21 protein-coding genes are annotated in these 19,568 nt (G+C 40.7%); 6 read left to right on the forward strand and 15 right to left on the reverse strand.

The window, feature by feature from the left end:
- Positions 1–547: 547 nt before the first annotated feature.
- Positions 548–1,801, forward strand: coding sequence for a T9SS type A sorting domain-containing protein (locus QRD02_RS06205; protein WP_290254064.1), 1,254 nt, complete (start codon positions 548–550; stop codon positions 1,799–1,801).
- A gap of 202 nt (positions 1,802–2,003) precedes the next feature.
- Here QRD02_RS06205 and QRD02_RS06210 read toward each other — a convergent pair whose 3' ends face one another.
- The 6 genes from QRD02_RS06210 to cysQ form a co-directional block, all read right to left on the reverse strand.
- Positions 2,004–3,260: a sulfate adenylyltransferase subunit 1 gene (locus QRD02_RS06210; RefSeq protein ID WP_290254065.1), complete on the reverse strand. Its 1,257-nt coding sequence runs from the start codon at positions 3,258–3,260 to the stop codon at positions 2,004–2,006.
- 23 nt (positions 3,261–3,283) lie between these two features.
- Positions 3,284–3,676 (reverse strand): GxxExxY protein, encoded by a 393-nt coding sequence (locus QRD02_RS06215; protein ID WP_290254066.1) that lies wholly within the window; start codon positions 3,674–3,676, stop codon positions 3,284–3,286.
- Between the two features lie 55 nt (positions 3,677–3,731).
- Positions 3,732–4,637 carry a sulfate adenylyltransferase subunit CysD gene (cysD, locus tag QRD02_RS06220; RefSeq protein ID WP_290254067.1) on the reverse strand — a complete coding sequence of 302 codons (906 nt, stop codon included), beginning with the start codon at positions 4,635–4,637 and terminating at the stop codon, positions 3,732–3,734.
- A 195-nt stretch (positions 4,638–4,832) separates the two neighbouring features.
- Positions 4,833–5,420, reverse strand: a complete 588-nt coding sequence (gene cysC, locus QRD02_RS06225; protein WP_290254068.1) for an adenylyl-sulfate kinase — start codon at positions 5,418–5,420, stop codon at positions 4,833–4,835.
- Positions 5,421–5,425: 5 nt separating this feature from the next.
- Positions 5,426–5,848: a DUF2061 domain-containing protein gene (locus tag QRD02_RS06230; protein WP_290254069.1), complete on the reverse strand. Its 423-nt coding sequence runs from the start codon at positions 5,846–5,848 to the stop codon at positions 5,426–5,428.
- Positions 5,845–6,636 (reverse strand): 3'(2'),5'-bisphosphate nucleotidase CysQ, encoded by a 792-nt coding sequence (gene cysQ / locus QRD02_RS06235; RefSeq protein WP_290254070.1) that lies wholly within the window; start codon positions 6,634–6,636, stop codon positions 5,845–5,847. The genes QRD02_RS06230 and cysQ overlap by 4 nt, the downstream gene beginning before the upstream one ends.
- Before the next feature lie 167 nt (positions 6,637–6,803).
- Here cysQ and QRD02_RS06240 point away from each other — a divergent pair, with 167 nt between their 5' ends.
- Together QRD02_RS06240 and QRD02_RS06245 are read left to right on the forward strand one after the other, a co-directional pair.
- Entirely contained in the window at positions 6,804–7,295 is a 492-nt protein-coding gene (locus QRD02_RS06240) for a Dps family protein (protein ID WP_290254071.1), read from the forward strand.
- Positions 7,296–7,503: 208 nt separating this feature from the next.
- Entirely contained in the window at positions 7,504–8,619 is a 1,116-nt protein-coding gene (locus QRD02_RS06245) for a TlpA disulfide reductase family protein (RefSeq protein ID WP_290254072.1), read from the forward strand.
- 352 nt (positions 8,620–8,971) lie between these two features.
- Here QRD02_RS06245 and nqrF read toward each other — a convergent pair whose 3' ends face one another.
- The 9 genes from nqrF to QRD02_RS06285 all read right to left on the reverse strand — a co-directional run bounded on the left by nqrF (position 8,972) and on the right by QRD02_RS06285 (position 16,214).
- A complete protein-coding gene (gene nqrF, locus QRD02_RS06250) occupies positions 8,972–10,282 on the reverse strand; it encodes an NADH:ubiquinone reductase (Na(+)-transporting) subunit F (protein ID WP_290254073.1) in 1,311 nt (436 codons plus the stop codon).
- A gap of 1 nt (position 10,283) precedes the next feature.
- Positions 10,284–11,024, reverse strand: a complete 741-nt coding sequence (gene nqrE / locus QRD02_RS06255; protein ID WP_290254074.1) for an NADH:ubiquinone reductase (Na(+)-transporting) subunit E — start codon at positions 11,022–11,024, stop codon at positions 10,284–10,286.
- Positions 11,012–11,239 (reverse strand): hypothetical protein, encoded by a 228-nt coding sequence (locus QRD02_RS14400; protein ID WP_353959570.1) that lies wholly within the window; start codon positions 11,237–11,239, stop codon positions 11,012–11,014. The genes nqrE and QRD02_RS14400 overlap by 13 nt, the downstream gene beginning before the upstream one ends.
- A gap of 65 nt (positions 11,240–11,304) precedes the next feature.
- A complete protein-coding gene (locus QRD02_RS14405) occupies positions 11,305–11,385 on the reverse strand; it encodes a four helix bundle protein (protein ID WP_353959571.1) in 81 nt (26 codons plus the stop codon).
- Positions 11,386–11,494: 109 nt separating this feature from the next.
- Complete coding sequence (locus QRD02_RS06265; protein ID WP_290254075.1) at positions 11,495–12,139, reverse strand: NADH:ubiquinone reductase (Na(+)-transporting) subunit D; 645 nt, start codon at positions 12,137–12,139, stop codon at positions 11,495–11,497.
- A 3-nt stretch (positions 12,140–12,142) separates the two neighbouring features.
- Positions 12,143–12,892 carry a Na(+)-translocating NADH-quinone reductase subunit C gene (locus QRD02_RS06270; protein ID WP_290254076.1) on the reverse strand — a complete coding sequence of 250 codons (750 nt, stop codon included), beginning with the start codon at positions 12,890–12,892 and terminating at the stop codon, positions 12,143–12,145.
- 2 nt (positions 12,893–12,894) lie between these two features.
- Positions 12,895–14,094 (reverse strand): NADH:ubiquinone reductase (Na(+)-transporting) subunit B, encoded by a 1,200-nt coding sequence (locus QRD02_RS06275; protein ID WP_290254077.1) that lies wholly within the window; start codon positions 14,092–14,094, stop codon positions 12,895–12,897.
- 35 nt (positions 14,095–14,129) lie between these two features.
- Positions 14,130–15,482, reverse strand: a complete 1,353-nt coding sequence (locus QRD02_RS06280) for a Na(+)-translocating NADH-quinone reductase subunit A (protein ID WP_290254078.1) — start codon at positions 15,480–15,482, stop codon at positions 14,130–14,132.
- Positions 15,483–15,863: 381 nt separating this feature from the next.
- Positions 15,864–16,214, reverse strand: a complete 351-nt coding sequence (locus QRD02_RS06285) for a 4Fe-4S dicluster domain-containing protein (RefSeq protein WP_290254079.1) — start codon at positions 16,212–16,214, stop codon at positions 15,864–15,866.
- Between the two features lie 63 nt (positions 16,215–16,277).
- Here QRD02_RS06285 and QRD02_RS06290 point away from each other — a divergent pair, with 63 nt between their 5' ends.
- From QRD02_RS06290 to QRD02_RS06300, 3 genes are all read left to right on the forward strand, one after another.
- Positions 16,278–17,309, forward strand: coding sequence for an acyl-CoA reductase (locus QRD02_RS06290; protein ID WP_290254333.1), 1,032 nt, complete (start codon positions 16,278–16,280; stop codon positions 17,307–17,309).
- A 130-nt stretch (positions 17,310–17,439) separates the two neighbouring features.
- A complete protein-coding gene (gene serC / locus QRD02_RS06295) occupies positions 17,440–18,507 on the forward strand; it encodes a 3-phosphoserine/phosphohydroxythreonine transaminase (RefSeq protein WP_290254080.1) in 1,068 nt (355 codons plus the stop codon).
- A gap of 66 nt (positions 18,508–18,573) precedes the next feature.
- Positions 18,574–19,527, forward strand: coding sequence for a D-2-hydroxyacid dehydrogenase (locus QRD02_RS06300; protein WP_290254081.1), 954 nt, complete (start codon positions 18,574–18,576; stop codon positions 19,525–19,527).
- Positions 19,528–19,568 lie beyond the last annotated feature (41 nt).

Raw genomic sequence — 19,568 nt, forward strand, 5'->3', positions numbered from 1 at the left:
ATTAACTACCAATTAATATCGATAAAATGCCAAGAGGAAAGTAAAGTTTTAATTGAGACATCTAGGCGTAACATAGAATTGAAATTTAATTACTGCGTTCTCTTTAAGTGACCATTAAATTATTGAAACATTGTCCGTTGGAATTCGAAAAAACATTAAATAATATATCTGTTTATGTATGTAAACTAATAACGTATTTGTTTAAGGTATCTAAAACACTGATTATCTCCTAACCCATTCCGGGATTACAACTTCCCCAGTTCCAATGTATGAACGTAACAATTTAATTATTCCAACACACAGAATACGGTATCAATGCCTAGTTCAACTCGCCCCGAGGCATAGTATATAGTGCATCTGAGTATAGTTCATGTTGTCCCAATGGGTAGTTCAAGGGGGTCGAATGTATGCCGAATGTATGGTTTAAGCTACATTAATGGTACCCAAAGGCTAGGTTCATGCTAGGTTTAAGTGACGAATAATCACAATTTTTTATGAATTCTAATTGAATTTTATATAAATTGTTACGGAATATAAAACTATACATATGAAAAATATCTTTACTTTTCTAACATTCGTGTTATCAGTTCCCGTTATATGGGCGCAATCGGGGTCGCAGGAATTTACCGCGTCCGGCGATTTTACTGTTCCAGCAGGCATAACTTCCATTACCATTGAGGTAATCGGTGGCGGCGGTGGTGGGGGGAATAATGGTTCCGGCGGCGGCGGCGGCGGCGGATATGCCATGGGTACCTTCACGGTTGCCCCGTCAGATGTCATTTCCGTTACTATTGGAGCCGGTGGTGAAAGCAATACAGCGGGAGAAACAACCAGTGTGGGAGCATTCATTGAGGCCACTGGCGGAGGCCCAGGAACCTGGGTTCCTCATCCCGATCTTGGCGGTGGAGGTGCTGGAGGAGTTGGCTCCGGAGGTACCATCAACTATTCTGGCGGAGCCGGTGGTGGTGGTTATTGGACGTATTTCGGTGGCGGCGGTGGCGGGGCCGCTGGATCTGATGGCGACGGCGCCAATGGCGGAGATACCATTCCATGGACAGGAAATTGTATCACCCCAGGCGGAAGCGGCGGTGAAAGTGGTGGTATACCGGGTGGTTATGGAGGAAAAGGTGCGGGAATTACAAATGCCAATTGCACAATAACCGATCCTGCTGCCAGCGGCCTGCCCTATGGTGGCGGAGGTGGCGGTGGTAATGGCATCGGTAGCGATCCTGGTGCTGGCCATAGCGGCTATGCCTTAATCTCTTGGGGACCTCAACCTTGTGCATCACCATCAGACCTTGGTGTAATGGACATACAATTGAACTCTGTTATATTGGATTGGACGGAAAACGGATCAGCAACTACGTGGCTTATTGAATGGGGTATTTCAGGATTTACCTTAGGAACAGGAACTTCAATAGTTACACAAGAGAAACCTTATTTATTGGAAGGTTTAATGGCAAATACTTTTTATGACTATTACGTTCAATCCAATTGTGGGGGAACTGGCAGCAGCACTTGGTCTGGGCCTTTTACATTCCAAACGGAAACATTGGGAACAGCGGAAAATACCATTGAGGGTTTTGCATTCTATCCAAACCCCATGAAGGATTTGTTGCAACTCAGCGCCAATAGCACTATTGAAAATGTTATAATTTATAATGTGCTGGGCCAAAAAGTACTTGATCAAAACATTAGGGAAAATAGCGCACAACTAAACATTTCAAATCTCTCCGCTGGCAATTATTTTATGAAGGTAATTTCAGGAGGGCAGACTGGAGTCTATAGGTTAATTAAATGATAGTTGCTAATTTGTAGTATTTAGGTTCCAAATTTCAAGTTCCACAGTGAATCCAAAGCCTGGGAATTTGGAATTTGGAATTATAAATACTCTAAAGATATCGACTGCCATTGGGCTAATACAGCAAAAGCTGCTCCACCGGACTTTGTTCGAATAACAAATCCCTAAATAAAAAAATTCATAAATTCAGCGATACACAAACTCAAACAATCATCCCAGCAGCCACAGTTTCATGCGAAGCATCATCAATAAGAACAAAACTTCCCGTTACGCGGTTATCGCGATACTCATCAACCATTAATGGTCGGGTGGTCCTGATACTGATTCGGGCGATGTCGTTCATTTTTAGTTGCTTGTCCTCTTCATTTCTTGCATAGGTGTTGATGTCAATTTTATATACCACTTCCTTAATCATTGCCTTCTGTTCGTTCGAAGTGTGAACAATGGTATATTTAGCCCGATCGCGGGCTGGGGAATTGTTGAACCAACACAGCATGGCGTCAAATTCCTGCAAGGCTTTTGGTTGGTTGTTTTCCTTTACAATCATATCGCCCCGGCTGATGTCAATGTCATCTTCTAAGGTAATCGCAACAGACATTGGGGCAAAAACCTCTTCCATACTCCCATCCATAGTGTCAATGCTTCTAATTTTTGAAGTGAAGCCCGAGGGCAGAATAACTACTTCATCCCCCTTTCTGAAAATTCCGCTTGCAACGCGGCCGGCATAACCTCGGTAATCCCTAAACTCTTCATTTTGCGGCCGTAAAACGGTCTGCACCGGAAAACGGGCATCAATTTTATTGATGTCGCTACTAATGTGCATGGTTTCCAAAGCGTGTAACAAGGGGGCGCCCTGGTACCAATCCATATTTGTGGAACGGTTTACCACATTGTCGCCATCAAGTGCGCTAATGGGAAGAAACTGTATATCCTTTACATATAATTTTGAAGAAAATTCCTCAAATTGATGGATTATATTTTGGTAAACTTCTTCTGAATAATCCACTAAATCCATTTTATTGATGCAGACAATTATATGCGGAATCTGTAATAGTGAAGCGATAAAGGCGTGCCGCTTGGTTTGTTCAATAACACCATGGCGGGCATCAATCAATATAAGGGCGGCGTTCGCAGTGGAAGCCCCGGTAACCATATTGCGAGTATATTGAATATGGCCCGGGGTATCGGCGATTATGAATTTCCGCTTTGGCGTGGTGAAATATCTATATGCAACATCTATAGTAATCCCCTGCTCCCGCTCATCGCGCAAGCCGTCTGTAAACAAGGCCAAATCCACCCCTTTGTGTCCCTTTTTTTTGCTTGTATTTTCTACAGCTTCCAGTTGATCCTCGAAAATAGCCTTGCTATCATAGAGCAATCTGCCAATAAGGGTGCTTTTCCCATCATCAACGCTGCCGGCGGTTGTGAATCTTAGTAGTTGGTTTTTGTCTATCTCCATTTTACACGGATTTTCGGATTAATTTATTTAAACTTCTTATTAGTATTGACAAAACGCTTCCAAGTTAAACTGGTTTGTCCAAAATTGAGCAATAAACCCACTGGAGCATTTATTGATTTTAAATAGTTTATGGTTTGGGCTTCAGCAATCTTATGAAGAAAAGACGCCGATTTGATTTCAATAACAATATTTTCATAACAAATAAAATCTGCAACAAAATACTTTTTCAAAGGTTTACCCAGATAATAAACCATCAACTTTTTTTTAGTTTCGAAAGGTATCAATTGATTTTTAAACTCAACTTCCAAAGCTTCATGGTAAACCGATTCCAAAAATCCTGCTCCCAGTCCTGTATGTACAGCCATAGCAGCGCCAATAATCTTGAATGTTTCCTGTTCATAAACCAATTTTCCCATATTAAATCTAAGTAATCCGCGAAATCCGCGAAATTCGTTTAATCCGTGTTATTTTTTAAAAATACCCCTGCCGCTTCCTATCCTCCATCGCGGTTTCGCTTCGCTTATCGTCGCTGCGGTTGCCGCGTTCGGTTTGTTTCATGGCTGCTACTTCGGCCACGATTTTCTCCAGGGTGTCGGCTTCACTTTCAATCCCTCCAGTTATCGTAATATCCCCAAGGGTTCTAAAGCGAATTTTTTTAGATTCAACCTTTTCATTGTCATCCAGTTTCAAATATTCCGAAACGGGAATCCACGAATCATTTCGCCAGACAACTTCGCGTTGATGCGCAAGGTATAGCGAAGGAATTTTTATGTCTTCGCGTTTAATATAGTTCCAAACATCCATTTCGGTCCAATTGCTAATGGGAAAGGCGCGGAAATGCTCTCCTTCAAAATGTTTTCCATTAAGCAAGTTCCACAATTCCGGGCGTTGGTTTTTTGGGTCCCACTGCCCAAAATCGTCCCGATGTGAAAAAAAGCGTTCCTTTGCACGAGCTTTTTCCTCATCGCGCCTTCCGCCGCCAATGGCGCAGTCAATTTTGTTTTTTTCAATAGCATCCAAAAGGGTGGTTATCTGAAGGGCATTTCGGGTGGCACTTTTACCTTTTTCCTCTGCTACCCTACCAGTGTCAATAGATTCCTGTACGGAACCGACAATTAATTGTACGGCCAACTCCTTTATCATATCATCACGAAACTGTATGGTTTCGGGGAAGTTATGTCCCGTATCCACATGCAAAAGTGGGAACGGAATTTTTGAAGGAAAGAAAGCTTTTCTTGCCAAATGCGTAACAAGAATGGAATCCTTTCCGCCGGAAAAAAGTATCACCGGGTTTTGGAACTGCGCCCACACTTCGCGAAGAATATAGATGGCTTCCGATTCCAATTCGTCTAGATAGCTTAGATAGTATTTGCTCATTTTTCGTTTGTTAGTTTTTAAATCGGGAATTGGGATTGGGAATTTGGGATTTGGGAAAATTCTTTAATAGTATTTACTTTTCGTTATTCTTATTCTGGATATAAATTTCCAACCATTTTTGTATTTTAAAACTAAAACGTTATCTCAATTTTGAAATGCTAATTTCAAATTATCGAATTTCAAATCCCATATCACTTACATTCTTTTATCAATAAATTTCATAATCAAACCAACCGCCTCCGCAACTGAAATTAACGTAGTATCAATCTCCAGATCCGGCGCCATGGGTGGCTCGTAGGGTGCGTTTACGCCTGTAAAATTCTCAATTTCCCCTGCCCTTGCCTTCGCATATAGTCCTTTTACGTCCCGACGTTCGCATTCCTCAATTGGCGTATTTACAAATATTTCTACAAAATTGGTGTAGCCCACAATCCGCTTCGCGTTTTCACGGTCCTCTCTAAATGGAGAAATGAAGGAGGCTATCACTATCAAGCCAGCATCAAGCATTAAATGGGCAACTTCGGCAATACGGCGAATGTTTTCGGCTCTGTCCTCCTCTGAAAAGGAAAGATTGTTGTTTAGACCTTTTCGAACGTTATCGCCATCCAGCAAATAAGTGTGGATTTCCCTTTGGAACAATGCGTTTTCAAGAGCGTCGGCTATTGTTGATTTTCCCGAACCGGACAGTCCCGTGAACCAAATCAATAAAGATTTGTGCTTTTTCAATTCGCTTCGTTGTTGCTGCCCAATACTGAAATTGTTGGGGATAATATTTTGTTCCATAAATTTTATTTTCTGTTGGGAAGGCCAAAATTAGTGCGGTACCAAACCCGTTCGTGAAGATAATATAAAATCATTTTTGTCAAAAGTTCCGATAGGCCAATCTTAAGGCCCGTAAACGGATTTCCTGTTATAATCCACGCAAGAAACATGGTGTCCAAGGTCCCAATTCCGCGCCACGTGAAGGTTTTGGCAAGATGTCGTTTTCGACTTTCGCGAATCACTCCTTTTTTTGATAGGTTAATTTTAAACCATACCCGTTCGTGAAGATAATATAACAACATTTTGGTGAGTATTTCGGCCAGGCCTATTTTAACCCCGGTAAAGGCATTACCTGTAATAAACCATGACAGAATTATGGTATCCAAGGTGCCAACCATACGCCAGGTGATGGTTTTGGCAACGTGCCTTTTACGGGATTGATCCTTCATGGTACCTTTACCAAAAAGTAGTTATTCAGTAAATTTGGCTTGTTGTACACCATCGGTTTCTGGGTTGTTTGGTCAATCACCGAAACTCCCGCGGCGCTGCAAATAGCGTGGCCAGCGGCGGTGTCCCACTCCATTGTAGGGGCAAACCGCGGATAAATATGCGCCAAGCCTTCCGCAACCAAACAAAATTTAAGGGAACTTCCTTTGGAAAAAATGGTTACGTTATCGCCTCTTTCTAATTTAGAAATGAAATTTTTGGTGTCTTCATTTAAATGCGAACGGCTACCGACCACCCTTACTTCGGAAATAATTTTTGATGGCTTTAAAATTTCGGCATTACCCAGAATTTCCTCAACCAACATTTCTTCCGAAGTAACAATTATCTTTTTAGAGCTCCCGCCATCTTCGGATGTAAAATAAAGCTCCTTTGAAACCGGAACATAAATGACCCCGAGTTTTGGCTTGCCATTTTCCACCAGGGCAATGTTTACCGTGAATTCGCCATTTCTTTTTATGAATTCTTTCGTGCCATCCAACGGATCGACTATCCAGCAACGTTGCCAATCTTTTCTTTCCGAAAAATCCAGTTGCCGATTTTCTTCGCTAATAATGGGTATTTCCGTTAGTTTCAAAAATTGGTTTATCACTTCATTGGCGTTTTTATCGGCCAGCGTCAAAGGGGAATTGTCATCCTTGGTTTCAACGTTGAAATTGGTTTCATAAATTTTAAGGATTTCCGCTCCGGCTGCCAAAGCAGCTTTTATAGCGGTTGCCAAAAGTAATTGCATAGGGAGAATATGTTTTGGGCAACAAGGTACAATAAATGAAAGAAAATTAAATTTGGATGGCTTATTGATTTGGCCGCGCCACCGTTAAATAAAGGCTAAACAGCAGTGCAATATTGTTGATAAAGCGGGTAATAATTATCTTTGGGGGAACCATAAAACAAAAAAATATGAACTATCTAAACCTTGATAAAAAGAAAACCGCCAGTACTGCGAAGGAATTGAACGTGCTTCTGGCAGATTATCATCTTTACTATCAAAAACTCAGGAATTTCCATTGGAATATCGTTGGAAACCATTTCTTCAATCTTCATATTAAATTCGAGGAAATGTATGACGACGCAAGGTTGAAAGTGGATGAAATCGCGGAGCGAATTCTAACCCTTCGTTACCAGCCCACCAGCAATTTCACCGATTATCTAAAAATGAGCAATATTGAGGAATCTTCGGAAAATACGAAGGATGTGCAAATGGTAAAAATCCTGCTCGAGGATCACGGAAAGCTATTAAAGCAGATGCGCACCGTGGTTGACAAAGCCGATGAAGCGGGCGATGAGGGAACAATCGATATGATTGGAGGCTTTATTGGCCATATAGAAAAAATAAGTTGGATGTTGGACGCATTTCTAATGAAGGCGGGGGACAATCATCCAGAAGCATAAATGCCCCAACGAATCGTTGGAAGCTAAAGAATTAAAACAATAAACTGGATTGGTTTGTGATAATACAAGCCTCTCCGGTTTTTTTCATATTTTTTCCTTCATCGTATATTTTTAAAAAATAATATGTTAATAAAAAATAAAAAAAGGTGCAAAAACTGGTATCAATGAATAATCAGCTACTTTTGCCCAAATTTTAAAAACCAATTTTATGAGAATTATATTCGCTTTACTACTGAGTATTACCTTAATTTCCTGTAACAAGGACTCAAACACTTACACCCTTGAAGGAGAGGCTTTGGGGTTTGCCGATGGTACGGAAATTTATGTATACACTTTTGAAAACAATCAGCCCAAACCTATTGACACCTTGACAATAACGCAAGGGAAATTTTCGGCAACCTATCCTAAAAACGATACTACCCCTTTGAATTTCTTGAGGATCAATGAAATTAATGCATCAATCTTGTTTTTTCCTGAAAATGAAAATATGCAGGCAACAATTTATAAGGATAGCATAAAGGCATCACGCATAACTGGTGGAAATCAAAATGCCGCCTACAACAGTTTTGTTGATAAAATGGATTCCTTCAACGCCAGAAAACAAGAGCGCATGGAACAATTCCGCACCGCAAATGAGGCGAACGATACAGTGGAAATTGCAAGAATACAAAGTGACAATCTAAACTTGGTGGCCGAGGAAACTGAATATAAAAAACAGTTTTTGAACGATCATAGCAATACACTATTTGCGGTTATGCTTATTTCGGATATGGCCGGTAGAAAAGAAATAACTCCCGCCGAAGCCTCAGCCTATGTTGAAAAATTGGATCCTAAAATTGCCAATACGCAATTGGCCAAAGATTTAAAGACGAATTTGGATTCCCTTAAAAAGGCCGATGTTGGCAGTGCCGCGCCAGACTTTAGCGCTCCCACTCCAACCGGGGAAACTATGGCATTAAAAGACGCCTTGGGCAAATATACCATTATTGATTTTTGGGCCTCTTGGTGCAAGCCATGCCGCATTGAAAATCCGAATGTTGTGAAAGTTTACAATAAATACCACGATAAAGGATTGAACATAATCAGCGTTTCCTTAGATAAAGCAGATCAAAAGGACAAGTGGATACAGGCCATAAAGGACGACAAAATGGATTGGTATCATGTTTCCAACCTTCAGTTTTGGCAGGATCCGATTGCAAAACAATATAACGTGCGCTCTATTCCGGCCACTTTTCTTTTGGATGAAAACGGGATGATAATAGACAAGGACCTTCGAGGTGCCGCATTGGAGGCAAAAATCGCAACCCTTTTGGGCGGCGAATAAATAGAAGTGATAGTTTAGATTTTATTAGAAAGTTCTCTATTGCATATTTGCATTTCATTAGTTTGAAATGCGAAGAACAAACCAAAATAACCACCATAAATAAAAACCGCTTCCATTAATACAGGGGCGGTTTTTATTTTATGGATAAAGGCCTTACGCCTTAAGTTTTTATAATTATAGTTGAGGCTATTCAAGGGTTTTGTTTATATGAAGTACAGCTTCGAAACAGCCCAACTAAGAATGCTGTTTAATCATAGCAGCTCATCTTTTAGGCTATGTACAACTTCTTCAAAAAAAAACCGTCTCAGTATATTGAAACGGCTTTTTAATTGCTTTTTGGAAACGGCTTTGATTATCCTCCAAAGTCGTCAAAACGAATATTTTCATCGGGGATCCCAAAATCCTCTCCCATTTTTTGAACTGCTTGGTTCATCAACGGTGGACCGCAGAAATATAATTCAATGTCCTCGGGAGCATCGTGATGGTTTAAATAGTTATCAATTACCACTTGGTGAATAAAGCCTACAAAGCCATCGCCACTCTCATCATGAATATCCTTTTTTACTTTCCAATTATCCTCTTCCATTGGCTCGGAAAGCGCTAGGTAGAACTTGAAATTTGGAAACTCATCTTCCAATTGCTTAAAATGGTCTAGATAGAAAAGCTCTCTTTTTGAACGTCCACCGTACCAATAAGTTACTTTTCGTCCGGTTTTAAGTGTTTTGAAAAGATGATATAAGTGCGAACGCATTGGCGCCATTCCGGCACCACCGCCAACGTATAGCATTTCTGCTTCGGATGGATTGATGAAGAATTCGCCATAAGGCCCAGAAATAATAACTTTATCACCTTCCTTACAATTAAAAATATAGGAAGAAGCGATTCCCGGATTCACACTCATCCAGCCTCCTTTTGCACGGTCAAAGGGTGGGGTGGCAATACGAACGTTCAACATAATTTCGCGACCTTCGGCAGGATAGGAAGCCATGGAATAGGCTCTCTCAACAATCTCCGTATTTTTCATTACCAATGGCCAAAGCTTAAATTTATCCCACTCTTCCTGAAATTTATCCGGTCTTTCGTGTTCTTGAGGATGGGCGGTAATATCCATATCCTCAAATTTAATTTCGCAGGGTGGAATTTCAATTTGAATGTAGCCACCTGCTTTATAATTCATATCCTCAGGAATTTCAACTACGAATTCCTTGATAAAGGAAGCAACGTTAAAGTTACGAACCACTGTGGCCTCCCATTTCTTGATTCCGAAAACTTCTTCGGGAATATGAATGTTCATATCCTGCTTCACTTTCACTTGGCAAGAAAGCCGCGCGCCTTCCTTCAATTCCTTTCTGGTGAAATGTGGCGTCTCTGTTGGGAGAGCCTCCCCACCACCGGAAAGTACGTGGCACTCACATTGAATACAGGTTCCACCACCGCCACAGGCAGAAGGTAGAAATATTTTTTCCGCGCCCAAGGTTGAAAGCAATGAACCACCGGATGGCACCTCGATTACTTTTTCATCATTAATGGTAATTTTCACGGGACCCGATGGCGCCAATTTTTGTTTGGTAAAAAGTAATAAGGCTACCAAGAGCAGGGTGAGCACCAAAAAAGCGATCACCGTTACTATAATTACTCCGAGTGTACTAACTGCTAAAAACATATTATTGCTTGGTTATTGTTGAAACTTCAACCGTTTCGGATGTTTCTATTTTTTCGTTTGGAATATTCTCTGTGTGTATTCCTAAATTTTCAGGATTTGAATCCAATGATGGGTTGTCCTCATCGCCGCCTGTCAACATTCCCCCAAAGCTCATAAAACCAATTGCCATAAGGCCGGTAATGATAAAGGTAATGCCCAGACCCCTGAGAGGTGCCGGCACATTGGAGTAACGTATTTTCTCACGGATGGCAGCAATTGCCAAAATAGCCAAGAACCAACCTATTCCAGAGCTAATTCCATAGTTTAGGGCAAGGCCCAAAGTAGGGATATCTCTGGACTGCATAAAAAGCGAACCTCCCAAAATAGCACAGTTTACAGCGATAAGTGGAAGAAAGATACCCAGGGAATTGTAAAGTGCGGGTGAAAACTTTTCAACAACAATCTCTACCAACTGGACCATGGTTGCAATGGTCGCAATAAAAAGAATAAATGAAAGGAAGCCTAGATTATAGGAAGCATATTCCTCTCCCAACCATACCAATGCCCCATCCCTTAAAATATAATGGTCCAGCAACCAGTTGATGGGTACCGTAACGGCAAGTACGAAAATTACCGCTGCGCCAAGCCCGACGGCTGTGGAAACTTTTTTGGAAACAGCAAGATAGGAGCACATTCCAAGGAAGGTGGCAAATACCATGTTGTCTATGAAAATCGATTTAAAAAATAACTCTACGTGTTCCATTTTTTCTTGTAGTCTGTACGCAGTATGCAGTAGTCAGTTATGTGGTCTTCACTCCAAACTATTCGGGAGTGGTTCATCATATAATTTAACCAGTTGCCTACTTCAATACTTCCGTTTATTAATTTATCAAATTCTATTTTTACAATATATCTACTTTCTTTTGCAAAATCCAGCCAACTTTGTGTTTCTAAATTCTCAGAATCACTATCCTTCAGCTTACTTACAAAATGCTTTGGATATTTTCTTTTTCCCTAAGATTGTCCATTAGCCGTCGAAACCGCTATTGAGACCTTCCAATCTGAGTTGTCAGAGAATATTTCTCCTCTTTGGGAAAACTTCTTGAAATTTCAAATATCTCCATAGCTAATGAAATTGATTTTTTAAAGCTATGAAATCCTGAAATTTCAATATTACATAATTTCAAATTAATTCTTCGTCACTGCGTACTTATTACTTCGCATTGACAATGATCATTCTTCTATTAATGCCTTATTTCTTGCGCGTTGTACCCAAATAATCAATCCCACGATTATCAATGCCATGGGCGAAAGCAACATAAAGCCATTGTTTTCATAACCTATTGCGTAAACACCAGTTTTTTCGATCGGGTCGCCCAAAACCTGAAAGCCCAACAGGGTTCCGGAGCCAAGCAATTCCCTGAAAAAACCAACAATAACGAGAATCAATCCATATCCGGCGGCGTTTCCTATCCCATCCAAAAACGATCTCCACGGACCGTTGGCAAGGGCAAAGGCTTCAAAACGTCCCATAATAATACAGTTGGTAATAATAAGTCCAATAAATACCGATAGCTCTTTGCTCAATTCGTAAGCGAAGGCCTTCAGCACTTGGTCTACAATAATTACCAATGCGGCAACCACAACCAATTGAACAATAATCCTAATTTTTGAAGGAATTACATTTCGCATTAGCGATATTACCACGTTTCCGACGCCCAAAACGGCTATAACGGAAATAGCCATAACTATGGAAGCCTTAAGCTGTGCGGTAATAGCAAGTGCCGAGCAAATTCCCAATACCTGGATGGTAATTGGGTTGTTATCAGCCAATGGGTCTAAAATTAATCTACTGTCTTTTTTTGATAGTAATCCCATAGTTTATTTATTTAATGTTCTTAAGTAAGGCAAATACATTCTTACATCCTTTTTGATCATTGCCGTTACCCCGTCACCGGTAATAGTAGCACCAGCAAGGGCATCAACCGCATTGTCGGTTTTCTTGGTGTTTATGGGGTCGTTGTTTCCTTTAGCAACTGATATGCCCTTAAACACGTCGTTGTCCAAAATGGCTTCCCCTTCAAAATCGTCCATAAAGTAACGTTGCTTAATTTCCGCACCAAGTCCGGGAGTTTCTCCTTTGTGATCAAAGAATACACCTTGTACCACGAGTGACTCATCCAAGGCAAGAAAGCCCCAAATGGCATCCCACAGTCCTTTTCCTCTCATAGGAATTATGTACATGGTTTTGCCATCTTTTTCACCTATAAACAGTGGAAGTCTTCTTTGGTATCCCTCCTCCTTTGCTTTAGTTTCTTCTTTTTTGATATCAATTAAATATGCCTCTGGGTCTTCAGAAACGTTCTCACCTTGTATTACCAACTGTTTTTTGATATACATAGCAAAAATTTCTTCCACCTTGTCCGTCGGGACGAAATTTATGTCGCCATCGCCTTCATTGCCGTTAACACCCATTGCATATAGAATGTTTTGCATCTTTTCATATCGCTCATTCAGATCAATTTTGCTTCTCAAACCTTGTGCTACGCCGGCCAAAAGTGAGCCGACAACAAGCACCATGATAATTGAGAAGATGATAGTATATGAGTTTTTATCAGTAAACTTTGCCATGATTATGCTGTTTTAGCTTTTAATCGTTTCAATCTCCTCTTAATATTTCCTTGCAATACATAATGGTCAATGGTTGGCGCAAATACGTTCATCAACAAAATTGCGAGCATTACCCCTTCCGGATATGCGGGGTTGAATACGCGAATTAAAATTGAAATAAACCCTATAAAGAATCCATAGATCCATTTTCCTTTATTGGTCTGCGAAGCCGTTACCGGATCCGTGGCCATGTAGACTATTCCAAAGGCCAATCCGCCAAGGATTAGGTGGTGCCAAAAGGGTTCGCTCATTAAGCCGTAGAAATTGCTGCTTTCCTTTATCCAACCTGCATCGGCGGCGAAGTTGAATATTAATCCCATTACAATTGCTCCAATAACGGAGGACAACATTATTCGCCAGCTTCCCACTTTGGTAAAAATAAGGAAGAGGCCCCCCAATAAGATAAGGAAGGTTGAGGTTTCCCCCACCGAACCTGGAATAAAGCCCCAAAACATATCCCAAATACTATAAGCGTAATCGTGGTTTTGCGCTAGGCTTCCTAAAATGGTTTCCCCAGAAATAGCGTCGGGTTGACTGGCCATTTCTTTGGCCCCATGTACCCACACTTTGTCACCGCTCATCCAAGTGGGATAAGCAAAGAACAGAAATGCACGGATGGTTAAGGCGGGGTTGAGAATGTTCATTCCGGTTCCCCCAAAAACTTCCTTTCCTATTACCACCCCAAAGATTACGGCCACAGATAGCATCCACAGCGGAATGTCAACAGGAACAATTAGCGGCACGAGCATTCCCGTAACCAAATATCCCTCCTCTACTTCGTGACCCTTAATTACTGCGAAAATAAATTCAACCAAAAGCCCTACTCCATACGATACAAGTACTAAAGGAATCACCGTCCACGCACCTAGAATAAAGTTATCCCAAGTAAAGAAATTAGCCAAAGGATCCAATCGTAAAGAGGCATCTATAGCCGCATAATGTTGATAACCGGCATTGAATATCCCAAAGATTAAACAAGGTACCAGCGCCATAATAACAGTGTTCATGGTACGCTTTAGATCATCCACTACCCTAACGTGCGAACCGGAATGGGTTGTTTCATTCGGGGTGTACAAAAAGGTATGCAGTGCATTGAACGCAGGAGCCATTTTGGTGCCCTTGTACTTTTCCTTTAAGTTATGTAAATTCTGTTTCAATCCCATATACTACGTATTTTTCATTTTTTCAAAATGAATAATTATCCAATTTCTTTATACATTAAATCAAGACCGTTCCTGATAATTTGCTGGTGGGGCTGTTTGCTCACGCATACAAATTCCGTAAGCGAGAAGTCCTCTGGCGCCACTTCATACATACCCAAAACTTCCATAGCGTCCAAGTCTTTCACCATACACGCCTTAAGCATTTGAAGTGGATACATGTCCAGCGGAAAAACTTCTTCATATCCTCCCGTAACCACAAAAGCACGGTGCTCTCCATTCGTGTTGGTGTCGAGATCGTATTTTTTATTTGGCGTTAACCAAGAGAATGTGAGGGCTCTGGAGGTGGAAATCTTATCGAAAACTGGTTTGTTCCAACCAAAAAGTTCATAATCATCTCCTTCAGGAATTACGGTAACAGTATTGCTGTAATAACCTAAATGTCCTTTTGGGGAAATCTTCTTTCCAGTTAGCACATCGCCACTGATAACTCGAACGTTTTCGTCCTTTATACCGGAATCATATAAAAATGTTGCGGCCTCAGAACCAATTCTTGTTCTGTAATATTTGGGTGTTTTAACCTCTGAACCAGCAAGTGCAATAATACGTTCGGGGTTAAACTTTCCGGTAAGCAAGAGCTCACCAATAATCACTAAATCCTGTGGGGCTATTGTCCAAACAATTTCACCTTTATTCACAGGGGCAATTTTATTTATTTGCGTGCCCACGTTCCCTGCCGGATGCGGACCAGAAATATTGTGCAGCGAAATATCCTTTAAACCTTTGAAGGGGGAAGTTCCATCTTTACCGACACCCACATGCACCTGTCCTTTTGTAAGTTTACTGAGTGCCGTTACGGCTGCCTGCAGTTCCTTTTCCTTTCCGTTTAAAGAAAAATCAAGATCGTTGGCTAACGGTGCGGTGTTGTGCGCAGACACAAAAATGTCTCTCGGCTCCTGTTCCGTGTCGGCAATAACCGCATAGGGCCTTTGCATGATGAACGGCCAGCAACCGGACTCCAGCAAACGGGCCTTAATTGCTTCGGCGCTGGAGGAGTTTGGGCTCAGAATGTCGAAATCCCTAAAAGTATCCTGGGCGTCCGCCTCAATGGTTATTTCCTTAATAACGCGTTTGGCGCCACGGTCAATCTTGGTTAGGGTACCACTAACGGGGGAAACGAACTTAAGGAGTTCATTACTTTTCGAATAGAAAATAGTATCGCCGGAATGAACTTTTCCACCTTCACGAACTACCATTTTAGGGATAACAAGGTGAAAATCGGAAGGTCTTATTGCGAAAGTTCTTGATCGCGGGGCGCTGGATAGCGTTTTCTGTGCTTCGCCCTTTAATTTGATGGTAAGACCTTTTTTAATCTTAATGTCTTTGGACATAAATATGGATATTAATAATGTCTTTTTAATACCCTATTTCCCCTCAGATTAAATACGCGGGGAATAAGGGCGTGCAAATTTATAAATTAAATATACCATTGCACAATAAAAGGGTATAATTTTCTGTGTTAAAAAGGCTTTAGCGTCTATTTTAAAACGTTTATAAATTAGCCATCCAAATTAATGGATAACCCTTTATTCATTTTCTATAGAATTGTATATTAAACGAATTATTGAAGTTCACATAAAACTATTTTTAAGGGAAAAATTGACAACCGTAAAGAATTTTTAAAGCCTTCATCGACTGCCAGCAAAGGAATTATAATGATATCAAAAAAAAAGCAACCAAAATAGGTTGCTTTCTTCGGTATAAATTTTGTGTTAGTCCTTATGCATAAAGGCCTGTTTGGCCAAAAGTTCTTCTTCGGTTTCCACGTGATCATCGTCCGGCACGCAGCAATCTACTGGACATACTGCAGCACATTGGGGCTCATCGTGAAAGCCCTTGCATTCGGTGCATTTATCGGGAACAATAAAATATATTTCGTCGCTGATTGGCTCCCGTGCTTCGTTGGCATCCACTTCTTTTCCATCGGGCAAAACCACCCTTCCATCAAGGTCGGTTCCATCAGCATAGCGCCAATCATCCGCCCCTTCATAAATTGCGGTGTTTGGGCACTCAGGTTCACAGGCACCACAGTTTATACATTCATCTGTTATAATAATTGCCATAGCTTTAAGTTTTTCTAACTTTGCGCAAATTTAATGCCTATAATGGGCAACACCAAAAGAAGTATGCAATTAAATCAAAGAATTAACGCTTTTGTTGAATTGGGTAAATTACTCAAAGATTTGGCCGAAAATGAAACAATAGCGCAAACAATTCTCGCAAAGGCCGAAGCGGAAAATGGCTGGTTTACACGGGAAAACATTTTGTTCTCCCTAAATAATTGGGCCGAGGCCCTCACCCAGGCAAATTTGTTGCAATGGATGTCAAAATATAATGTTGAATTGCTACCCCAAGAATCCAATGAAGTAAAAAAGGTGGCCATCATTATGGCTGGAAATATCCCGTTGGTTGGGTTCCATGATTTTCTTTCGGTATTGATGACTGGAAATAAGGTTATAACAAAACTTTCCTCAAATGATAAAACCTTGTTGCCATTCATTGCTGCGCAATTGATTGAAATTGAGCCGAGATTCAAGGATTACGTTGCATTTACAGAAGGAAAACTCGAGCATTTCGATATGGTTATTGCCACGGGAAGCAATAACACAGCGCGCTATTTTGAATATTATTTTGGAAAATACCCGAATATAATTCGTAAGAACAGGAATTCCGTTGCAATCCTGAACGGAACGGAAACCGAAGCTGAGTTGAAATTGTTGGCCGATGATATCTTTGTTTATTTCGGTCTTGGCTGTCGCAATGTTTCAAAACTTTACGTACCCGAGGGTTACAATTTTGAAGCATTTTTTAAGGCAATGTACCATTGGAAGGAAATCATACATAACCATAAATACATAAACAATTACGATTATAACAAAGCGGTATATTTAATGGATAGCTTCCCACTGCTGGACAATGAGTTTATGCTTTTGAAAGAAGACAAAGGTTTCTCCTCACCCATTTCAGTTGTTTTCTTCGAGAAATATGATTCCGAGGAATCGCTAAAAAAGGAAGTATCAAAACACTCTGAAAATATTCAATGTATCGTTTCCAAAATAGGAATTGATAATGAAATTCGCTTTGGCGAAACCCAATTTCCAAAATTATGGGATTACGCCGATGGTGTGGACACGGTTGCTTTTCTTTTGGATAGCTGATGCACTCCAAATTTTTCATTTTAATCAATCGAAATTCAGAAATCAGTTGTAAAATTAATTTATAAAAAATTGGTTATCCCTCCATTTTTAGTGGCATAATCTGCATCTTTGTATAATAAATTTTCATTCCATGCAAAAACATAATTTTAGCGCAGGCCCTTGCATTTTGCCGCAATCGGTCCTACAAAAATCTGCTGAAGCGGTTTTAAATTTCAACAATTCAAATTTATCATTGATCGAAATATCCCATAGAAGCAAGGATTTTGTGGAGGTGATGGAAAATGCCCGCAATCTTGCCCTAGAACATTTGGGTCTTCTGAACAAAGGATATCAGGCGCTCTATCTTCAAGGTGGGGCAAGCCTTCAGTTTTTGATGGTTGCCTATAATCTACTTGAAAAAAAAGCCGCCTATTTAAACACCGGAACTTGGAGCAATAATGCAATAAAAGAGGCCAAATTGATTGGTGAAGTGGTTGAAGTTGCCACCTCCAAAAATGAAAATTTCAATTTTATTCCCAAAAATTACACCGTGCCATCGGATGCGGATTATTTTCATTGCACCAGCAACAATACTATTTTTGGCACTCAAATGCAGGTTTTTCCGGACACGGAAATTCCCATGGTTTGCGATATGAGTAGCGATATTTTTTCGCGACAGCTCGATTTTTCTAAATTCGATTTAATTTATGCAGGCGCCCAAAAAAATATGGGACCATCCGGAACAACTTTGGTAGTTGTAAAAGAAAATATTTTGGAGAAGGTATCGCGGAACATACCCTCCATGCTTAATTATAAGGTACACATTAACAAGGAAAGCATGTTTAACACCCCTTCCGTTTTTGCCGTTTATGTTTCCATGTTGACATTGCAATGGTTGAAGGATTTGGGAGGCATTCCAAAAATTGAAAAAGCGAACACAACAAAAGCTCAACTTCTTTATAATGAAATAGACAGAAACTCACTGTTTGAAGGTTTTGTTCCAAACAAGGAAGACCGCTCAAAAATGAATGCAACCTTTAATTTAAAAAACGAAACTCTTAAGGCAACTTTTGATGAACAACTGAAACAAGCGGGCATAAATGGACTGAACGGCCACCGAAGCGTGGGCGGCTATCGCGCGTCCATGTACAATGCCCTTCCATTGGAAAGCGTACAAATTCTGGTAGATGTAATGCAACATTTGGAAAAACAGGCGTAAAAAAAAGAACAATCTAAATCATTGGTTTACTGATGAACTGACTTATTAATTATTCACCCTATTTAAATGAAAATATTAGCAAACGACGGAATTTCAAAAAGTGGAATTAACGCCCTCAAAGCCGCGGGATTCGAGATTTTGACCGTACAAGTGGCGCAGGCCCAACTTCAAAACTACATAAATGAGCACCAAATAGAAATCCTTTTAGTGCGGAGTGCCACGAAGGTCCGAAAAGATATAATAGACAACTGCCCTTCCTTAAAAATGATTGGTCGAGGCGGTGTGGGCATGGATAACATTGACGTGGAATATGCCGTTAAAAACGGAATTGAGGTTATCAATACTCCAGCGGCATCATCAGAATCGGTCGCAGAATTGGTATTTGCGCACCTTTTTGGAGGGGTAAGGTTCCTTCACGATTCCAATAGAAATATGCCTTTGGATGGTGACACAAAATTTAACGAACTTAAAAAAAGTTATGGCGCAGGCCGGGAGCTACGCGGCAAAATTTTAGGAATTATCGGTTTCGGACGAATTGGTCGGCAGGTGGCCAAAATTGCTTTGGGCTGCGGCATGGAAGTAATAGCCAGCGACCACGAAGTGGGCGAAGCGGACATCACCCTATCATTTTATGACGGGCAGCAAATAACCTTAAAAATCAAAACGGCGCCAGTGGATAATTTGATTAAGCAAAGTGATTTTATAAGCCTTCACGTGCCTTCCCAGTCGGGATACTTGATAGGCAAGGAAGAAATTTCGAAAATGAAGGATGGTGTGGGTATTGTAAATACTGCCCGTGGCGGAGTTTTGGATGAAAATGCTCTTTTGGAAGGAATCGAAGATGGAAAAATTTCCTTTGCGGCCTTGGACGTTTTTGAAAACGAACCCAGCCCTTCAATTAAAGTTTTGATGCACGATCAAATTTCGCTGACGCCGCACATTGGTGCAGCCACCGAGGAAGCTCAAGACAGAATTGGCACTGAACTTGCGAGCCAGATTATCTCAATTTTCAGAAAATAATTTTGTGCTTCTTCATTATAAATTATGTCCGCGACGGAAAT

It is taken from the genome of Aequorivita aurantiaca (assembly GCF_030410135.1).
Taxonomy (GTDB): domain Bacteria; phylum Bacteroidota; class Bacteroidia; order Flavobacteriales; family Flavobacteriaceae; genus Aequorivita; species Aequorivita aurantiaca.